We start from the raw sequence: 17,379 nt of genomic DNA, 5'->3' as shown, positions 1-17,379 counted from the left end.
GTCCTCCTCCTGTCGCTGCCTGACCGGGCCTCAATCCACCTGCGCGCCCGAGGCCCGGATGATCGGGGCGAAGGCGCTTTCCTCCGCCGCGCGGAAACGGGCGAATTCCTCGGGCGTCGCGGCCCAGACCGTGGCGCCGTTCTCCTCGTAGCGCGCCGCCAGCTCGCGGCTCGCCAGCGCCTCGGCGGTGCGGGCGGCGATGCGCGCCGCCAGCGCGGGCGGCAGCCCGGCCGGCCCCATGACGCCGGCCCAGGAGGTGATCTCGAAGCCCGGCAGGAATTCCGCCATGGCCGGGATCTCCGGCGCCTGCGGCACGCGCTGCGCCGAGGTGACGGCGAGCGCCCGCACCCGCCCCTCGCGCGCCTCCTGCAGGGCCTGGGGGATGTTGTCGAAGATCATGTGCACCCGCCCAGCCATCAGGTCGACATGCGCCGGGGCGCCGCCGCGATAGGGCACGTGCACCATCTCGAGCCCGGCCCGGGCGGCGAAGGCGGCGCCCGAGAGATGCACCGTGGTGCCGGAGCCGGAGGAGGCGTAGCTGTACTTGCCGGGATTGGCCTTCACCAGGGCGATCAGCTCCGGCACCGTCCGCGCCGGCACCTCCGGATGCACCACCAGCAGGTTCGGCAGCTTCCACAGCCCGCCGAGCCAGGTGAAGTCGCGGTTCACGTCGAAGGGCAGGCGGCGGTAGAGCGTCGGCGCGATGGCCAGCGGGGCCACCGAGGCGAGGCCGATGCTGCGGCCGTCCGGCGCGACGCGGGCGATGGCCTCGGTGCCGATATTGCCGGCCGAGCCGCTGCGATTCTCGACGATGAACTGCTCGCCGCAGAGCTCCGCCATCCGGTTGCACCAGAGGCGCGAGAGGATGTCGGTGCCGCCGCCCGGCGGGAAGACGCCGATGAAGCGGATGGGGCCATCCGGCCAACGCTCCTCGGCCCGCGCCGGCGCCGCCAGCAGCGCCGCGCCCGCGGCCAGCGCGGCGCGCCGGCCGATCCTTCCCATCCCGGACATTCCCATCTCCCGTTCCGCCGGCCGCCGCCGGTCCTTTGGGCGGCAGCATGGCGGCAGAAGGTGGGGGTCTGGCAAGCCCACCGGACCGCGGTCCTGCTTTTCCGGATGAAACGGCGCGGCCATGGTGGTTGCATGGCGGCCGGGGACGACGCGCGAGGGAGGCACGGCGCATGCAGCCAGATCGGATCCAGCCGCATCCAACCGGACGGGATGCGGCCCCCGCCACGGCCCGGGCGGCCTGACCGCCATGGCCATCCCCGACTCCCCCCTCGATCCCTTCGATGCCGCCTATTTCGAGGATCCCCTGCCGGCGCAGGAGGCGCTGCGCGAGCTCGGCCCGGTGGTGCGCCTGACGCGCTACGGCGTCTTCGCCGTCGCCCGCCATGCCGAGGTGAAGGCGGTGCTCGAGGATTGGCGGAGCTTCTCCTCGGCGCGCGGCGTCGGGTTGCAGGATTTCGCGCGGGACCAGCCGGCGCGGCCGCCCTCCATCGTGCTGGAGACCGACCCGCCGCTGCACGACCGCACCCGCAAGGTGCAGGCGCGGGTGCTCTCGCCGGCGGCGATCGCGGCGCTGCGCGCGCCCTTCACGGCGGCAGCCGAGGCGCTGGTGGACAGGCTGGTCGCGCGGCGCGAGATCGACGCCATCCCCGAACTCGCCGAGGCCTATCCCCTCGCCGTCTTTCCGGACGCGATGGGCATGCCGGGCGAGAACCGCCGCCATCTCCTGCCCTGGGGCAACCTCGTCTTCAACAGCTTCGGCCCGGCCAATGCCTATCTGGCGCAGGCCATCGAGGCGGCGCGCGAGGCGACGCCCTGGGTCTTCGCGCAGTCCCGGCGCGAGAGCCTGGCGCCGGGGGGCTTCGGCGCCGGCATCCATGAGGCCGTCGACTGCGACGAGCTGACGGCGGAGGAGGCGGCGCAGGTGGTGCGCTCCGTCCTGACCGCGGGGGTCGACACCACGGTGAGCGGCATCGGCGCCGCCGTCTTCTGCCTGGCGCGCCATCCGGAGCAGTATGACCGGCTGCGGGCGCAGCCCGGCCTGGCGCGCGGCGCCTTCGAGGAGGCGGTGCGCCACGAAAGCCCGGTGCAGACCTTCTTCCGCACGACGACCCGCGCCGTCGCGCTCGGCGGCGAGACGCTGCCGGAGGGGGAGAAGGTGCTGATGTTCCTCGGCGCCGCCAACCGCGACCCGCGCAAATGGGACCGGCCCGACGACTACGACATCACCCGCCGCACCGCCGGCCATGTCGGCTTCGGCAACGGCATCCATGCCTGCGTCGGCATGGCGCTGGCCAGGCTCGAGGGCGAATGCGTGCTGGCGGCGCTGGCCCGGCGGGTGGCGCGCATCGAGATCACGGGGCCGCCGCGCCGGCGGCACAACAACACGCTGCGCGGCCTGGCGAGCCTGCCGGTGCGGCTGCACCCGGCGGGCTGATGCGGCTGCACCCGGCGGCCTGATCGGGCTGCCCGAGGGTTGCGCCCGGTATCAGCGGGCCGGCGCGGCCGGCGCCGGGGGGCCCTGCGGCGCCGGCTGGGGCGCGTATTGCGGATAGGCGCGGGGGTAGATGATCTGGTCCTTCGGCCCGGGCGGGCGCGGCGGCCCGGCCCGGCCGCAGCCGGCCAGCGCCGCGGCGGCCAGCAGGGCGAGGAGGCGGCGCGTCACGCCAGCCGCTCCCGCCACTCCGCCGCCATGCGGCGCACATTCTCCGGCGCCGTGCCGCCATAGGAGGTGCGCGAGGCGACCGAGGCGGCGACCGTCAGCACGCCGAAGACCGCCTCGGTGATGCGCGGCTCCTCGGCCTGCATCTCGGCCAGCGTCAGCCCGGCGAGGTCGCAGCCCTTGGCCTCGGCCCGGGCGACCAGCCGGCCGGTGACGTGATGCGCGTCGCGGAAGGGCATCCTCAACGTGCGCACCAGCCAGTCGGCGAGGTCGGTGGCGGTGGAGAAGCCGGCGCCCGCCGCTTGCGCCAGCCGCGCCGCGTCCGGCTGCATGTCGCGCACCATGCCGGCGACGGCGGCGAGGCAGAGGGTGAGGTTCTCCGCGGCGTCGAAGATCCCCTCCTTGTCCTCCTGCATGTCCTTGAAATAGGTCAGCGCCAGCCCCTTCAGCACGGTCAGCATCCCGACCAGCGCGCCGACCATGCGCCCGGTCTTGCCGCGCACCAGCTCCGCCGCATCCGGGTTGCGCTTCTGCGGCATGATGGAGGAGCCGGTGGTGAAGGCGTCGGAGAGGCGGACGAAGCCGAAATAGGGGTTGGTCCAGATCACCATCTCCTCGGCGAAGCGCGAGAGATGGGTGGCGCACATGGCGCAGCAGAAGAGGAATTCGGCGGCGAAGTCGCGGGAGGCGACGCTGTCGAGGCTGTTGCGCGTCGGGCCGTCGAAGCCGAGGGCCGCGGCCGTCATGTGCCGGTCGATCGGGAAGCCGGTGCCGGCCAGCGCCGCGGCGCCGAGCGGGCTCTCGTTCAGCCGCGCCCGGGCGTCCCGCAGGCGCGAGAGGTCGCGCGAGAGCATCTCGACATAGGCCAGCAGATGGTGCCCGAAGGTGACGGGCTGGGCCGGCTGCAGATGGGTGAAGCCGGGCATCACGGTATCGGCATGCGCCTCGGCGCGGGCGACCAGGGCGCGCATCACATCCTCGACCTGGCCGGCGAGGCCGTCGATCGCGTCCCGCACCCAGAGCCGGACATCGAGCGCCACCTGGTCGTTGCGGCTGCGCCCGGTGTGCAGCCGCTTGCCCGCCTCGCCGATCGCCTCGGTCAGCCGGGCCTCGATGTTCATGTGGATGTCCTCGAGCGCCTCGTCCCAGGGAAATTCCCCGGCCTCGATGCGCCGCGCGATGGCGCCGAGCCCCTCGCGGATCGCCGCCTCGTCGGCGGCGGAGATGATCCCCACATGCGCCAGCATGGCGGCATGGGCGAGGCTGCCGGCGATATCCTGCCGCCACAGCTTGCGGTCGAAGCCGATCGAGGCATTGATCGCCTGCATGATGGCCGAGGGCCCCGCGGCGAAGCGGCCGCCCCATTGGGCGTTGCCCCGGGTGCTGCTCGGGGGGGTGCCGGTCGAGGACGCGGTCGAGGGACCAGGGGAAGGATCTGACACGATGGCTGCGCTTTCCGGTCTCTGGGCGCCCCGCCGGGCGTTGCTGCAGGCGATGCTGGGCCTGGTTTCGGGCGGGACCCTAGCCGCCGCGTCCCCGGCGCGCAAAGCCCGCGCCGCCGGCGCGATGGGCAAGCTGGTCGAGGACGGGCCGAAGCCGCTGCCCGAGTTCGGCTTCACCGATGCCGCCGGGGCGGAGCACGGCGTCGCCGCCTTCGCCGGCCAGGGGCTGCTGATCAATTGCTGGGCCACCTGGTGCGGCCCCTGCGTCGAGGAGATGCCGGCGCTCGATCGCGCCCAGGCGGTGCTGGCGGGCGAGGGCATCCGGGTGCTCGCCCTGTCCTCCGACCGCGGCGGCAAGGCGGCGGTCGAGCCCTTCTTCCGCGACAAGGGCATCGGCCGGCTCGGCCTCTGGCTCGACCCGAAGGGCGCGGCGCAGCGGGCGCTCGGGGTGCGCGGGCTGCCGACCACGGTGGTGGTGGACCGGCAGGGGCGGGAGAGGGCGCGGCTGGAGGGGGCGGCGGCCTGGGACCAGCCGGCGATGCTGGCCGAGATCCGCCGCCTGGTCGGCCCGGCCGCGGCGCCGGCGGACCAGTCGAAGACCTAAGGCCGGCGCGGCACGACGAGGTTGGGGACGATGACCTGCACCGGCTCGTCGCGCTGGTTCAGCGTGGTGCAGCGGACGCGCAGCATCCCCTGCCCCGGCTTGCTGCGGCTCGGCCGCACCTCCAGCACCTCGCTCTCGACGCGGAGCACGTCGCCCGGCCGCACCGGCCGCGGCCATTCCAGCATCTCCATCCGACCGCCGATCACGCCCCCGGCCGGGGGAAAGCTCTCGACAATGAGGCGCATGGTGACGCCGGCGGTGTGCCAGCCGCTGGCGGCGAGGCCGCCGAACAGCGTGCCGCGCGCCGCCGCGTCATCGAGGTGGAAGGGCTGCGGGTCCCAGCGCCGGGCATAGTCGAGGATCTCCGCCTCGGTGACCTCGTAGCCGCCGGAGCGGAAGACCTGCCCGGCGGCGAACTCCTCGAGATACATTGGCTCCATGGCGATGCCTCCGCGCCCTGACCCGGTTCACGCTACCCTGGCGCCGCGTCTGGCCCAAAGCGCCAGGGCACAGACGGCGATCGCCGCGGCGAGGAAGGCGCCGCGGTAGCCGATGACGGTCAGGCCGAGCCCGAAGCCGAGCGAGCCGGCGCTCTGGCCGAGGAAGAGGGCGAGGGCGAAGGCGCCGACCGCGGTGCCGCGCGCCTCCGGCAGCGCCTCGGTCGCCAGGGTCTGCAGCACGCCATGGAACATGTAGAAGGCGAGGCCCATCGCCACCTGGATCAGCGCCACCACCGGCCAGGCGGGAGCGAGGGCGAGGCCGGTCAGCAGCACCGCCAGGGCGCCGCCGCCAAGGGTGAGCAGCCCGCGCTCGCCGAAGCGGCGCAGCAGCGGCCGCGCCATGCGGGTATAGGCGAAGGCGCCGAGGCCGAAGCCGGCGACGATCGGCCCCGCCTCGCCCGGGCTGCGGCCCAGCTCCTCGATCAGGAAGGCGCCGGTGAAGGGGAAGGCGCCGCCGAAGAGCAGCGCCCCGTCGAGGAAGGCGATCGCCATCAGCCAGCGGCCGGAGGCGGTGCGCAGCAGGTCGAGATAGGCGGCCATGCCGCGCCCGCCCGCCGCCGCCGCCGGCCGCCGCCACAGCGCCGGGCCGAGCCGGAGGGCGAGCAGCCCGCCGATGCCGAGCGCCAGCACCCCGAGCACCAGGAAGGGCGCCCGCCAGCCGGCCTGCTCGGCCAGCAGCCCGGCGCCGGAGCCGGCGAGGAGCTGCGCCATCACCATGCCGGTGAGGAAGCGGCTGATCGTCACCTGCCGCTCGGCATAGGGCACGCTGTCGGCGATATGCGCCATGAGCAGCGGGATGACCGCGCCGGCGAAGAGCCCGCACCAGGCGCGCAGCGCCACCAGCCCGCCGAGCCGGGTGGCGAAGGTGCTGGCGATCAGCCCGAGGCCGAAGAGCAGCACGGCGAAGCAGGCGATGCGCACCTTGCCCAGCCGGTCGCCGAGCGGCCCGGCGACGAGTTGCACCAGCCCATAGGGCAGGACGAAGCCGGCGATCAGCCAGGCGGCCTCGGCGATGCCGACCCCGAAGGCCGCGGCGATGGAGGGCAGCAGCGGATCCAGCATCCGCATCCCGGCGCCGGTGGTGAAGCCGGCGAGGGCGAAGAGGGCGATGGGAATGGCGGGCGGCATGCCCGGGCGATAGGGGACGGGGCGGCGGGCGGCGTCAAGCTGGGTGGGCCTGGCGGCCGGCCGGGTTGACAGCCCCCGCCCCGCCGGGAAGCCTGCCGGCCCAGTGATCGACGGGACCCGCATGACCGAGGCGCCGCCCCTGCTGGGCCAGGGCTTCCACTGGCAGGATCTGCGGCCGGGGCAGCGCTTCCGCAGCTTCCGCCGCACCGTGACCGAGGCCGACCTAATCGGCTTCGTCACCCTGACCGGCATGCAGGAGCCGCTCTTCGTCGATGCGACGCTCGCCGGCGCGCTCGGGCCGCGGCCGGTGCCGGCGGCGCTGACCCATGCGCTGATCGAGGGCATGGTGCTGGCCGGCATGGCGCATGGCACGGGCCTCGCCCTGCTCGAGACCCACATCCAGGCCCGCGCCCCGGTGCGGGTGGGGGATACGATCGGCGCCGAGGTGGTGGTGGCCTCGGTCCGCCCGACCGCCTCCGGCAACCGCGGCGTGGTGGTCAGCGCGATCACGGTGCGCAACCAGCGGGACGAGGTGGTGATGGACTACACGGTGACGCGGCTGCTGGCCGGGCGGTCGGAGCCGGCGGCATGAGGCGGCGGCCGCTTCTCGCCCTCGGCGCCGGAACCCTGGGTGCCGGGCTCGGTCTCGGCCGCGGCGCGCAGGCGCAGGGGGGCGCGGGCCCGGCCGCGCCGGCGCGGCCGATCCGCCTCGTCGTCGCCTTCCCGCCGGGCGGGCCGACCGATGTCGTCGCCCGCATCCTGGCCGAGCGGATGGGCCGTGCGCTCGGCCAGCCGATCGTGGTCGAGAATCGCGGCGGGGCGAATGGCAACATCGCCGCCGAGGCGGTGAGCAAGGCCGACCCGGATGGCACGACCCTGCTCTACAACACCTCCTCCATCGCCATCAGCCGGGCGCTCTACCGCAAGCTCGCCTACGACGTGCTGCAGGACCTGACCCCGGTTGCGCTGACCGCCGCCTCGCCCCTGGCGCTGGTGGTGAACCCGGCCATGCCGCCGCGCGACCCGGCCGGCTTCATCGCCTGGGTGAAGGCGGAGGGCGGCAGGCTCAGCTATTCCTCGGGCGGCGTCGGCAACATCTCGCATCTCGTCAGCTATCTGCTGCTCCGCCATATCGGCGCCGAGGCGGTGCACGTGCCCTATCGCGGCACCGCCGCGGCGCTGACCGACACGGCGGCGGGCAATGTGCAGTTCACCTGCGACACCGTCGTCACCGCCCTGCCGCTGATCCAGGACGGGCGGGTGCGGGCGATCGCGGTGAGCTCGGCCCAGCGCACGCCGCTGCTGCCCGACGTGCCGACGATGTCCGAGAGCGGGCTGACGCCGGCGGGCTTCGATCTCGGCGCCTGGCAGGGGATCATGGCGCCGGCGCGGACGCCGCCGGAGGCGGTGGCGCGGCTGAACGCGGCCGTCGCGGCGACGCTCGACGATCCCGAGGTGCGGGCGCGGCTGATGCAGCAGGGCGCGCGGCCGACCGGCGGCAGCGCGGCGGATTTCGCCCGGTATCTCGGACGTGAGGTGGAGTTCTGGACGCGGGTGGTGAAGGAGAGCGGGGCGACGGCGGAGTAGGGCGCGATCGCTTGCGGCGGACGCACCGCAAGGCGCGGAGCGCGCGATCGAACCATGGTCCGGAGGGGCCGCTCGGCGCCGGTCAGGCGGCCGGCTGCGCCCGTCCCCTGCCCTGCCGCTCGCTCTCCGTCTTCAGCTGCCCGCAGGCCGCCAGGATGTCCCGTCCGCGCGGCCGGCGGATCGGGCTGGAATAGCCGGCCTCGTTCAGGATGGCGGCGAAGCGCGCCGTCTGCTCATAGGTCGAGGTCTGGTAGGGGCTGCCCGGCCAGGGGTTGAAGGGAATGAGGTTCACCTTGGCCGGCAGGCCCTTCAGCAGCCGCACCAGCTCCCGCGCCTCGGCCTCGCTGTCGTTCACCCCGCGCAGCATGACGTATTCGAAGGTGATGCGCCGGGCGTTGCTGGCGCCGGGATAGCGGCGGCAGGCGGCCAGCAGCTCGGCGATCGGGTATTTGCGGTTCAGCGGCACGATCTCGTTGCGCAGCTCGTCCGTCACCGCATGCAGGGAGACGGCGAGGTTGACGCCGAGCTCCTCGCCGCAGCGGTCCATCATCGGCACCACGCCGCTGGTGCTCAGCGTGATGCGCCGGCGCGAGAGGCCGATGCCCTCGCCATCCATGATGATGCGCAGCGCCTTGGCGGTGTTCTCGTAATTGTAGAGCGGCTCGCCCATGCCCATCACGACGATGGTCGAGAGCAGCCGCGGCTTGTCGTCCTTCGGGCTCGGCCACTCGCCGTAGCTGTCGCGCGCCGCCATGAATTGCCCGACGATCTCGGCGGCGCCGAGGTTGCGCACCAGCTTCTGGGTGCCGGTGTGGCAGAAGCGGCAGGACAGGGTGCAGCCGACCTGCGTGCTGATGCAGACGGCGCCGCGATCCTCCGCCGCGTCGGGGATGTAGACCGTCTCCACCTGCTGCCCGTCGCGGAAGCGGAACAGGAATTTCCGCGTCTCATCGCGGCTGGTCTGCACCGTCGCCGGCTCGGGGCGGGAGACGACGAAACGCTCCGCCAGGCGCTGCCGCAGCGGCCCGGCGATGCTGCTCATCTTGGCGAAATCGGTCTCGCCCTGGTGGTAGATCCAGTGCCAGAGCTGCTTGGCGCGGAAGGGCTTCTCGCCCAGCGCCGCCAGCTCGGCCACCAGCTCCTCGCGCGAGAGGCCGACCAGCTCCCGCCGCCCATCCGCCGTGGTGATCGGCGGCGGGTTGAAGAGCGCGGTCTTGGCCAGGATGCGGTCCCGCTCGGCGGCGCTCAGCTCCGCCATGGCCGGGGCGATGGCGTTCATCGCCTGCCTCCGCCGGGCGCGCCGCCGGCCGGGCATTCCTTCGAGATCGCGTCATAGGCGGCGCTGAAGCCGGCGAGCGGGAAGGTCTCGCTGACCGTGCCCTTGCCGCTGGCCGCCGGCGCCTTCAGCACCGCCTCCTTGCCGCCGCGGAAGGCCCGCACCGCCGCTGCGCCCTCCCGCGCCGCGGCGACGGCGCCGGCGGTGTAGAAGGGCAGGTCGGTGCCGCCGACATTCAGGCTCGCCTCGCCATTGCGGGGGAAGCCGGGGCCGGCCGAGACCGTCACGGTGTCGCGGGCATTGTGCCGGTGCGTCACCGTCAGCAGCGCGCCCTTGCGCTCGCCCTCGGGCTTGGTGAAGGCATAGCAGGTCTTGTGCCCGCCCTCGGCGAAGCTGGCCGCCGTCCAGGCCTGGAACTCGCCGATCTTCTGCGGCTTGGGCTGGGCCAGGGCGGCACCGGGCACCAGGGGGGTCAGCAGCGCGGCGAGGAGCGCCAAGGGGCGCAGGCGACCGGGCAGGAGGGTGGCGCGCGGGGCAAGGCGGCGAGGCATGGGCATGGCCCGCTAGATACGAGCCCCGACCGCCGCCAGCAACCATACCGTCGGCCATCGCCGCCGCGCCCGAGACCGGGCCCAACCACCGGCGCCAGCGGCGGGTGCGAGGAATCCGGGCCCGCCAGCGCCTTGCGGCCGGCCTCGCCCGGGCGGTCACGCGGCCGGCCCATCGGTGCTATGCAGCGCGGCCATGACCGATGCCACCGACCACCAGCTCGCCGCCCAGTACGAGGCCTATCCCTATCCCGCCCGCGACCCGCGGGAGGAGGCGAAGCGGCTGATCGTCGGCAGCCCCAGCCATCTGCGCGAGATCGACCATTGGATCTTCGGCAGCCGGCGGCCGGCGAGCGAACCGCTGCGGGCGCTCTTCGCCGGCGGCGGCAGCGGCGACGGCACCCTCATGCTGGCGCAGCAGATGGCCTGGGCGGGGCGGCCCGGCAGCGTCACCTGGCTCGACCGCAGCGCTGCCGCCCGGCGGGTGGCCGAGGCGCGGGCGGCGGCGCGCGGGCTGGACACCATCCGCTTCGAGGCGGGCTCGCTGCTCGACCTGCCCGGCTCCGGCCTCGGGCCCTTCGACTACATCGATTGCTGCGGCGTGCTGCACCACCTGCCCGACCCGCTGGAGGGGCTGCGGGCCCTGGTCTCGGTGCTGGCGCCGGGGGGTGGCATCGGCCTCATGGTCTATGCCCCGCATGGCCGCACCGGGGTCTACATGCTGCAGGAGGCGCTGCGGCTGCTGGCCCCGCCGGAGGAGCCGCCCGCGGCCCGGCTGGATGCGGCCCGGCGGCTCTGGCGGCAGGTGCCGGAGACCGCCTGGCTGCGCCGCAACCCCTGGCTGACCGACCATCTCTCGGGCGGCGATGCCGGGCTCTACGACCTGCTGCTCAATCCGCGCGATGTCGCCTTCACCGTGCCCGCCCTCGATGCCCTGGTCCGCGCCGCCGGGCTCGAGATCGCCTGCTGGGTGGAGCCGGTGCGCTACGACCCGGATGCCTATCTGCCCGACCCGAAGCTGCGCGCCCGCACCGCCGGGCTCGATCCGGTGCGGCGGGCGGCGCTGGCCGAGGCGATCACCGGCAATATGGGCATCCACATCGTCTATTGCCGGCGGGCCGGGGCGCCCGCCCCGACGCCGCCCTGGGAGGACCCGGCGGCGGTGCCGGTGCTGCGCGAGATGGACGGGCCGACGCTGGCCAAGGGCTTGCCGAAGGACGGCACCCTGCCGGTCACCTTCGACGGGCTGCGGGTGAACCTGCCGCTGCCGCGGCTCGCCCCGGCCATCCTGCAGCGGGTGGACGGACGCACCAGCCTCGGCGCCATCGCCGATGCGCTGGCCGCCAACGGCGTCTCCCGCGAGCAATTCTGGCGCGAGCTGCCGGCGCTGCGCCAGGCGATGGAGTCGATGAACCGGCTGCTGCTGGCCGCACCCCAAGCTCCGCCAGGGGCGTAAGGGCGTGACGCCGATCATCATCTTCGGCGCCGCGGTGCGGCCGGATGGCAGCCCGAGCCCGGCGCTGCGCCGGCGGGTGGAGGCGGCGCATCGCTTCGGCGCCCGGCGGCCGGATGCGCTCTACCTGCCGACCGGGGCCCGCGGCCGCCATGGCGATGCGGAGAGCCGCGTCATGGCGCGGCTGCTGGGCGAGTTCGGCGTCGCGCCCGGGGCGATCCTGGAGGAGCCGACCGCGACCGACACCCTCTCCTCGGTGCGGGCCTGCCGCGACCTGCTGCGGGCGCGCGGCCATCGCGGCCGGGTCTATGCCGCGACCAGCCGCTATCATCTGGCGCGCTGCCTGCTGCTGCTGCGCCTCGCCGGGCTGGCGGCACGGCCGGTGCCGATCGGCGCCTCGGGCGATGTCAGCCTGGCGCGGCGCTGGTACTGGCGGCTGCGGGAAATCCCGGCCATCCCCTACGACGCGGCGCTGCTGCTCTGGCACCGCGCCCGGGGGCGTTGAGGCTCAGCCGAGCGCCGGCAGCCGCGCCCGCGCATCGTGCCGCGCGAGCCGGGCCAGCAGGTATTCCACCTCCGCCACCGCCGTCTGGCCGAGCCGCCCACCCGGCGCCCGCTGCGCGTCGGAGGCGATGACGCCCCGGCGCATCAACACATGCTTGCGCACGGCGAGGCCGACGCCGAATTGCTGCTCGTAGCGGATCAGCGGCAGATGCGCGTCGAACAGGTCATGCGCCCGGTCCCGCTCGCCGGCCCGGGCCAGCCGCACCAGCTCGACCAGCATGTCGGGAAAGGCATAGCCGGTCATCGCCCCGTCGGCGCCGCGCTCGCATTCGAAATCAAGGAACAGGCCGCCATTGCCGCAGAGGATGCTGATCGGCCGCATCGAGCCCTCGGCCTGGAAGCCGCGCAGCGCGCTGATCTTCTCGAGCCCCGGCCAGTCCTCGTGCTTCAGCATGACGCAGGAGGGCAGCGCCTGGACGATACGGCGGATGACGCCCGGCGTCATCTGCACCTGGAACAGCAGCGGGTAGTCCTGCAACACGAAGGGGATGTCGGCGCCGATCGCCTGCACCGCCTGGGTGTAGTAGGCGACGATCTGGTCGTCGGTGCGCAGCGTGCTCGGCGGCGCGATCATCACCCCGGCGGCGCCCGCCTCCATCACCCCATGGGCCAGGGCGCGCATGGCGGCGAAGCCGGGGGCGGAGACGCCGACGATGATGCCTGCCTTGCCGGCGCGGCGGATGATGCGGCGGCTGATCTCCAGCGCCTCGGCACCGTCGAGCTTCGGCGCCTCGCCCATGACGCCGAGGATGGTCATGCCGTCGCAGCCGGCCTCGAGGAAGAACTCGGTCATCCGGTCGGTGCTGGCCTCGTCGATCCGGCCATCGGGGTGGAAGGGCGTCGGCGCGATCACATAGACGCCCTGGGCGGATTCATCGAGCGGCATGGTCTTCTCCTCGGCGGCAGGGAGGCGGGGCCCTCCGGCCATCATGGCATGGCAGTGGGCGGGGCGCGCGCGTCCGGCGAGCCCTGCCGCTGCCCGTCATCCTGCCGCGGCCTTGCCGCGGCAGGCTCCTATGCACCCCCGGACCGGGGGGCGGATGAAACCCCCACAGCGGCGTCGTGGGGAATGGTCTAGCCCAGCACCCGGGCCAGCAGCTCGGCCGAGCGGCCATTGGCGATGGTCGCCGCCCGCGCATCCCAGGCATGGCCGCCCATGCGGGCGAAGGCGTGGTCGACGCCGGGATAGACATAGGCCGCGACCTGCTCCCGGCCCTTCAGCCCGTCGAGGATCTTGGCCTGCGCCTCGGGCGGGACGAACTTGTCCTTCTCGGCGATGTGCAGGATCAGCGGCGCCTTGATGCTGCCGGCCTCGCCGAGCAGCCCATCGATGCCGACGCCGTAATAGCTGATATTGGCATCCGCATCGGTGCGCGCCGCCGCCATGTAGGCGAGCCGGCCGCCGAGGCAGAAGCCCATGGTCGCCACCTTGCCGTTGCTGCCGGGCATGGTCCGGGCATGCACGATCGTTGCCTTGAGGTCCTCGATCGCCTTGTCCTGGTCCATGCCCTGCATGAGCTTGAAGGCCCGATCCCACTGCGCCTGGCCGGCATCGGGGTCGAGCTGCACGCCCTTCTCCTGCCGCCAGAAGAGGTCGGGGCTGATGGCGATGAAGCCCATCTCCGCCACCCAGTCGCTGAGCTGGCGCATGGTGGCGTTCACGCCGAAGATCTCCTGGATCATCACCACGACGCCGGCCGGCGTCGTCTTCGGGGTGGCGACATAGGCGCCGAAGCTGCCGCTGCCGTCGGTGGCGGCGATCTCGATCTCTGACATGGTCCCCTCCTTGTCCCTGGCTTGCCTCGGGCATCTAACCATCCATGCCCCGGCTTGCCACGCCCCCCACCCGGATCATCGGCCAGGCGGCGCCACGCCCGGCGCGGGCGCCGCGATCATCCTGACGCAGTGATGAAATCCACGCCATCCGATGAACCGATACGCCGTTTCCTGCAACGGCCCCGTCGCGATGAAAGGCTTGTCCCGGAAGCGCTTGCCACGTGGCCGGGCGGGCCGTGGTCGTTGCCCGGACGCCCCGTGGCCGCCGCGGCGCGGGCCGGCCGGGATCGTCCTTCCGGCAGGAAAATCCAGCCTGGGCCGAGCATTACCGGCCAAGCTGCGGCAGGGTTGCCAACTCGCAACATGATCCCTCGCCCCGCGTTGTCGCTGTCGCACCCGGGCAGTAGGCAAATGCGAGTGAGTTTCACTCGACGGTGCCCCATGAACCGACGCCTGCTCCTGGCCATGCCGGCCGGCCTTGCCGCCAGCGCCGCGCTGCGTGCCGTGGCCGCTCCCGCCACGCCGCCCCTCCCGCCCGGCACGCCGATCTGCCGCGGCGGCCTTCGCCGCGTCGCCGAGGTGCCGCAGCGCGACGCCTCGACGCCGGAGGCGGCGGATGCCGACTACCTCGAGAAGCTCGGCTTGCTCGAAGGGCATCTGATCGTCGGCCGCAAGCTGCTGGATGCCGGGGAGGCGCGGCTGGCGGTGCCGCATTTCGGGCATCCCATCCGCGAGCTCTACACCTGGCTGGAGCCACGCCTCGCCCTGCGCCGCGCCCCCGGCTTCGAGCGCGAGTTGGAGGTCATGGAAGCCTGGGCCGAGGGCGGCAATGTCGGCACCGATGGCCGCTTCGGCCAGGCCTGGGAATCGCTCGCGCCGAAGCTCGCCAACGCCAAGCGCGCCATCGATCCGCACCGCCTGACCAGCCCACGCTTCATGCTGAGCCATGTCGCGATAATGGTCTACGACGTCGCCTCGGATTACGGCGAGAGCATCGAGCGCGGCCGCATCATCAACGTCGTCGAATACCACGACAGCATGGGCTTCCTCTTCTACGCCCAGCAGACGGCCGGCGAGCAGCTCAAGGGGAGCCATGCCGCGGCGGATTGGTCCGAGGCGGCGACCGTGCTCGAGGATCTGCACCAGCTCGCCTATCCAAACCTGCTGCCGCCAAGCCGCCTGCCGGCCAGCGTCAGCACGGTCCGCTCGCGCTCCGACCGGATCCAGGCCATCGCGGCGCGGGCCGTCGCATGAGCCTGCCGGCTTTCCGGATGCGGGCGCTGCCGGGGTGGCTGGCGGCGCTCGGGCTGCTCCTCGCCCTGCCGGCGGCGGCGCAGATGCGTAATGTCGGCCCCGGCGTCGCCGACCGGACCGGCGCGCTGACCCGCGGCGGCGGCGACGACGTGATCTTCGGCGGCGAGGTGCAGACCACGCTCGAGCTCGACGTCAACGGCAAGCGCCGCGACCAGCAGGGCAACGGCAACCTCTACACCGAATCCCTGCTCGCGGCCTATCTGCTGCTGCCCTACGGCTTCGCGGTGAACGGCGTGCTGCGGCTGGAGCAGACCGACCAGGTGCCCGATGGCCGCGGCAGCGTCTTCCGTGACCAGGTGCTCTGGACCGATGAGCTCTACCTCACCTGGAGCCAGGGCCTCGTCGACATCTTCGGCGGCAAGATCCATCCCCGTTTCGGCAGCGCCTGGGACCGCGGCCCGGGCCTCTACGGCACGGATTTCGGCCGCGAATACGAGGTGAAGGAGAAGATCGGCGTCGGCGCGCGGCTCTGGGTCTCGGATGCCCTCGGCCTGACGCGCAGCATCGGCGCCCACAACCTGCAGGTGGAGGTCTTCGAGGCGGATCGCAGCGCCCTCTCCTGGGGCGCCTTCAGCCCGCGCTGGGCGCAGCCGCGCTCCAGCGTCGATCCCGAGACCGGCGAGCTGGTGACGCGCACCGACTGGCGCTGGCGCAACGGGCGCGGCACCGGCACGCCGGACAACACGGATTTCGCCGGCGGCACGGTCGTCTCCCTGGCCGGCTACGGCATCCCGATGCCGCGCGGCCTCGCCGGCTACACCGCCTCCTACGCCGCGCGGCGGCCCGGCCAGGATGCGCAGGAGTCGGGGCGCCCCGCGACCGAGCAGTCCTGGGCGCTCGGTGGCTTCTGGACCATCCCCCTGCCGCAGCGGGTGACCGCCGCCCCCTTCGCCGAATACGTGCATTTCGACCAGGCGGGCGGCTTCCAGGGTCGCAGCTCGGACTATCTCACCGCCGGCTTCGACCTGCGCCGCGCGCCCTGGACCCTCTCCTATGCCTATCTGGCGAACTGGCTGGAGGACCGGACCGAGGGCGTGCACGAGACGCGCGAGCAGCATACGGCGAGCGTGACCTACGATCTCTACTTCGTCGCGCCGCTGCCGATCCTGCGCAGCGCCTCGGTCACGCTCGGCTGGCGGCGGCTGCGCGAGGCCGGGATCGCGGCGAACGACTTCGGGGGTCTGCTGGGATGGGCCTGGAGCTTCTGAGGGCGGCCCGCGGCGCTGCGGCCGGGCAGCCGGCGGCGAGGGCGCCGCGCGCTCGTCCCGGGCGCCGCCTGCTGCTGGCGGGAGCGGCGCTGCTGCTCGGCGCCGCGGCGTTGCCGGAGGGGTCGCGCATCGATCCCTCGCCCGACCGCTTCCCGGCGCAACGCCTGCGCAGCGAGCTGGCGGGCGGGCGGCAGAGCTTCCTCGTCGCCCTCGGCAACACCGCCTTCTCCTCGCCGCTGCTCTTCGGCCCGGTGGCGCGCGGCGCGGGCCTCTCCTGCAATTCCTGCCACGTCAACGGCCACAACAACCCGGATTTCCTGCTGCCTGGCCATTCCGCCCGGCCGGGCGGCCTCGACCCCACGGCCAGCCTGTTCAACCCGACCGCCGATGACGGCGTCGAGAACCATGTCGACATCCCGAGCCTGCGCGGCATCCGCTATCTCGGCCCCTACGGGCGGGACGGACGTATCGCCTCGCTACGCGAATTCGCCCGGCACGTCATCGTCGACGAATTCGCGGGGCCCGAGCCGCCGCCGGTGATCCTCGATGCGCTGACCGCCTACATGAACGAGTTCGAGTTCATCCCTGGCGGCCGCCTCACCATCGAGGGCAAGCTGGCCCCCGGCGCCTCGGAGGCCGAACGCCGCGGCGAGGCCGCCTTCGCCGCCGCCTGCGCCGAGTGCCACGTCCCCGGCACCGCCTTCACCGATGGCCGGGCGCATGACGTCGGCACCGGCGACCGGCTGCGCACGCCGACGCTGCTCGACGTGACGGACAGCGCCCCCTATGGCCATGACGGGCGCTGGCCCGATCTCGGCGCGGCGGTGGAGGGGCATGGGCCGGACCTCGATCCCGCGCAGCGGGCGGACATCCTCGCCTTCCTCGCCGCGGCGGGCGCCGCCGAGGATGCGGTGCAGCCGGCGAGCTTCCGGCTCGAGATGGGCGAGCTGGCCGCCTATGTCGGGCTGCTCGACCAGACGCTCTCGCGCGGCGAGGCGGGGCTGACTCGCTTCGTCGTCGACACCGTGAACGCCGAGCTGCGCCGGGTGCAGCGCGCCTTCCCCGAGGGCGACGCGCCGCGCCTGGCCGGACGGCCGGACCGCCACAAGCAGCTACCGCTGGATTTCGAGGCCCTGCGCGGCGGCCTCGAGCGGGTGGCGGTGCTGGCCGAGGCGGGGGACGCCGCCGGCGCCGGCGCAGCGCTCGACGCTTATCACGCCATGGCCGAAAAGATGGTGGAGAACTATCCGCGGCCCAACCGGGCGGCGCGCTGAGCCCCCGCCTGGCCGGGCCCCGCGGCGACGGGCC

At 73.6% G+C, this 17,379-nt stretch carries 18 protein-coding genes; 9 read left to right on the top strand and 9 right to left on the bottom strand.

Annotated features, from left to right (window positions below; genetic code table 11):
• Positions 1-30: 30 nt before the first annotated feature.
• Entirely contained in the window at positions 31-1,011 is a 981-nt protein-coding gene (locus DOO78_RS00290) for a Bug family tripartite tricarboxylate transporter substrate binding protein (RefSeq protein ID WP_165838648.1), read from the bottom strand.
• 247 nt (positions 1,012-1,258) lie between these two features.
• Here DOO78_RS00290 and DOO78_RS00285 point away from each other — a divergent pair, with 247 nt between their 5' ends.
• Complete coding sequence (locus DOO78_RS00285) at positions 1,259-2,446, top strand: cytochrome P450 (protein ID WP_111467744.1); 1,188 nt, start codon at positions 1,259-1,261, stop codon at positions 2,444-2,446.
• 51 nt (positions 2,447-2,497) lie between these two features.
• Here the strand turns inward: DOO78_RS00285 and DOO78_RS00280 are convergent, their stop codons facing one another.
• Together DOO78_RS00280 and argH are read right to left on the bottom strand one after the other, a co-directional pair.
• Positions 2,498-2,674 (bottom strand): lipoprotein, encoded by a 177-nt coding sequence (locus DOO78_RS00280; RefSeq protein ID WP_165838647.1) that lies wholly within the window; start codon positions 2,672-2,674, stop codon positions 2,498-2,500.
• Positions 2,671-4,113, bottom strand: a complete 1,443-nt coding sequence (gene argH / locus DOO78_RS00275) for an argininosuccinate lyase (protein ID WP_279387761.1) — start codon at positions 4,111-4,113, stop codon at positions 2,671-2,673. The genes DOO78_RS00280 and argH overlap by 4 nt, the downstream gene beginning before the upstream one ends.
• A gap of 1 nt (position 4,114) precedes the next feature.
• Here argH and DOO78_RS00270 point away from each other — a divergent pair, with 1 nt between their 5' ends.
• The gene (locus DOO78_RS00270) at positions 4,115-4,717 is read left to right on the top strand and encodes a TlpA family protein disulfide reductase (RefSeq protein ID WP_243634286.1); all 603 of its coding nucleotides are present in this window, start codon (positions 4,115-4,117) and stop codon (positions 4,715-4,717) included.
• Here DOO78_RS00270 and DOO78_RS00265 read toward each other — a convergent pair.
• Together DOO78_RS00265 and DOO78_RS00260 are read right to left on the bottom strand one after the other, a co-directional pair.
• Positions 4,714-5,157 (bottom strand): MaoC family dehydratase, encoded by a 444-nt coding sequence (locus DOO78_RS00265; protein ID WP_111467740.1) that lies wholly within the window; start codon positions 5,155-5,157, stop codon positions 4,714-4,716. The two genes, DOO78_RS00270 and DOO78_RS00265, sit on opposite strands and share 4 nt — an antisense overlap.
• Positions 5,158-5,184: 27 nt before the next feature.
• Positions 5,185-6,345 (bottom strand): MFS transporter, encoded by a 1,161-nt coding sequence (locus DOO78_RS00260; protein ID WP_165838646.1) that lies wholly within the window; start codon positions 6,343-6,345, stop codon positions 5,185-5,187.
• A 103-nt stretch (positions 6,346-6,448) separates the two neighbouring features.
• On the opposite strand from DOO78_RS00260, the gene DOO78_RS00255 reads away from it, so the two are divergent.
• Positions 6,449-6,937 carry a MaoC family dehydratase gene (locus DOO78_RS00255; RefSeq protein WP_207802733.1) on the top strand — a complete coding sequence of 163 codons (489 nt, stop codon included), beginning with the start codon at positions 6,449-6,451 and terminating at the stop codon, positions 6,935-6,937.
• On the top strand, positions 6,934-7,932 hold the full coding sequence (locus tag DOO78_RS00250) for a Bug family tripartite tricarboxylate transporter substrate binding protein (RefSeq protein ID WP_111467737.1): 999 nt from the start codon (positions 6,934-6,936) through the stop codon (positions 7,930-7,932). The genes DOO78_RS00255 and DOO78_RS00250 overlap by 4 nt, the downstream gene beginning before the upstream one ends.
• Before the next feature lie 82 nt (positions 7,933-8,014).
• Here the strand turns inward: DOO78_RS00250 and rlmN are convergent, their stop codons facing one another.
• Entirely contained in the window at positions 8,015-9,211 is a 1,197-nt protein-coding gene (rlmN, locus tag DOO78_RS00245) for a 23S rRNA (adenine(2503)-C(2))-methyltransferase RlmN (RefSeq protein ID WP_111468211.1), read from the bottom strand.
• Positions 9,208-9,765, bottom strand: a complete 558-nt coding sequence (locus DOO78_RS00240) for an invasion associated locus B family protein (RefSeq protein WP_243634285.1) — start codon at positions 9,763-9,765, stop codon at positions 9,208-9,210. Before DOO78_RS00240 ends, rlmN begins: the two co-directional genes overlap by 4 nt.
• Before the next feature lie 187 nt (positions 9,766-9,952).
• Here DOO78_RS00240 and DOO78_RS00235 point away from each other — a divergent pair, with 187 nt between their 5' ends.
• Entirely contained in the window at positions 9,953-11,212 is a 1,260-nt protein-coding gene (locus DOO78_RS00235) for a class I SAM-dependent methyltransferase (protein WP_111467736.1), read from the top strand.
• Positions 11,213-11,216: 4 nt separating this feature from the next.
• Positions 11,217-11,714, top strand: coding sequence for a YdcF family protein (locus DOO78_RS00230; RefSeq protein WP_111467735.1), 498 nt, complete (start codon positions 11,217-11,219; stop codon positions 11,712-11,714).
• A gap of 3 nt (positions 11,715-11,717) precedes the next feature.
• On the opposite strand, the gene DOO78_RS00225 is transcribed toward DOO78_RS00230, so the two are convergent.
• Together DOO78_RS00225 and DOO78_RS00220 are read right to left on the bottom strand one after the other, a co-directional pair.
• Positions 11,718-12,659 (bottom strand): dihydrodipicolinate synthase family protein, encoded by a 942-nt coding sequence (locus DOO78_RS00225; protein ID WP_111467734.1) that lies wholly within the window; start codon positions 12,657-12,659, stop codon positions 11,718-11,720.
• Between the two features lie 188 nt (positions 12,660-12,847).
• Positions 12,848-13,549 (bottom strand): dienelactone hydrolase family protein, encoded by a 702-nt coding sequence (locus DOO78_RS00220; RefSeq protein WP_111467733.1) that lies wholly within the window; start codon positions 13,547-13,549, stop codon positions 12,848-12,850.
• Positions 13,550-13,990: 441 nt separating this feature from the next.
• On the opposite strand from DOO78_RS00220, the gene DOO78_RS00215 reads away from it, so the two are divergent.
• Genes DOO78_RS00215 through DOO78_RS00205 form a run of 3 tightly spaced genes read left to right on the top strand, consistent with a single transcriptional unit; the run spans position 13,991 to position 17,345 of the window.
• Positions 13,991-14,803, top strand: coding sequence for a hypothetical protein (locus DOO78_RS00215; RefSeq protein ID WP_111467732.1), 813 nt, complete (start codon positions 13,991-13,993; stop codon positions 14,801-14,803).
• Complete coding sequence (locus DOO78_RS00210) at positions 14,800-16,071, top strand: hypothetical protein (protein WP_111467731.1); 1,272 nt, start codon at positions 14,800-14,802, stop codon at positions 16,069-16,071. Before DOO78_RS00215 ends, DOO78_RS00210 begins: the two co-directional genes overlap by 4 nt.
• A complete protein-coding gene (locus DOO78_RS00205) occupies positions 16,053-17,345 on the top strand; it encodes a hypothetical protein (protein WP_111467730.1) in 1,293 nt (430 codons plus the stop codon). Before DOO78_RS00210 ends, DOO78_RS00205 begins: the two co-directional genes overlap by 19 nt.
• The last annotated feature ends 34 nt before the right edge of the window (positions 17,346-17,379 follow it).

The sequence above is a fragment of the Roseicella frigidaeris genome (genome assembly GCF_003258945.1).
GTDB classification, from domain to species: Bacteria; Pseudomonadota; Alphaproteobacteria; order Acetobacterales; family Acetobacteraceae; genus Paracraurococcus; species Paracraurococcus frigidaeris.
Note: the sequence above shows the minus strand (reverse complement) of the source record. Positions and strands in the feature narration are given on the sequence as shown.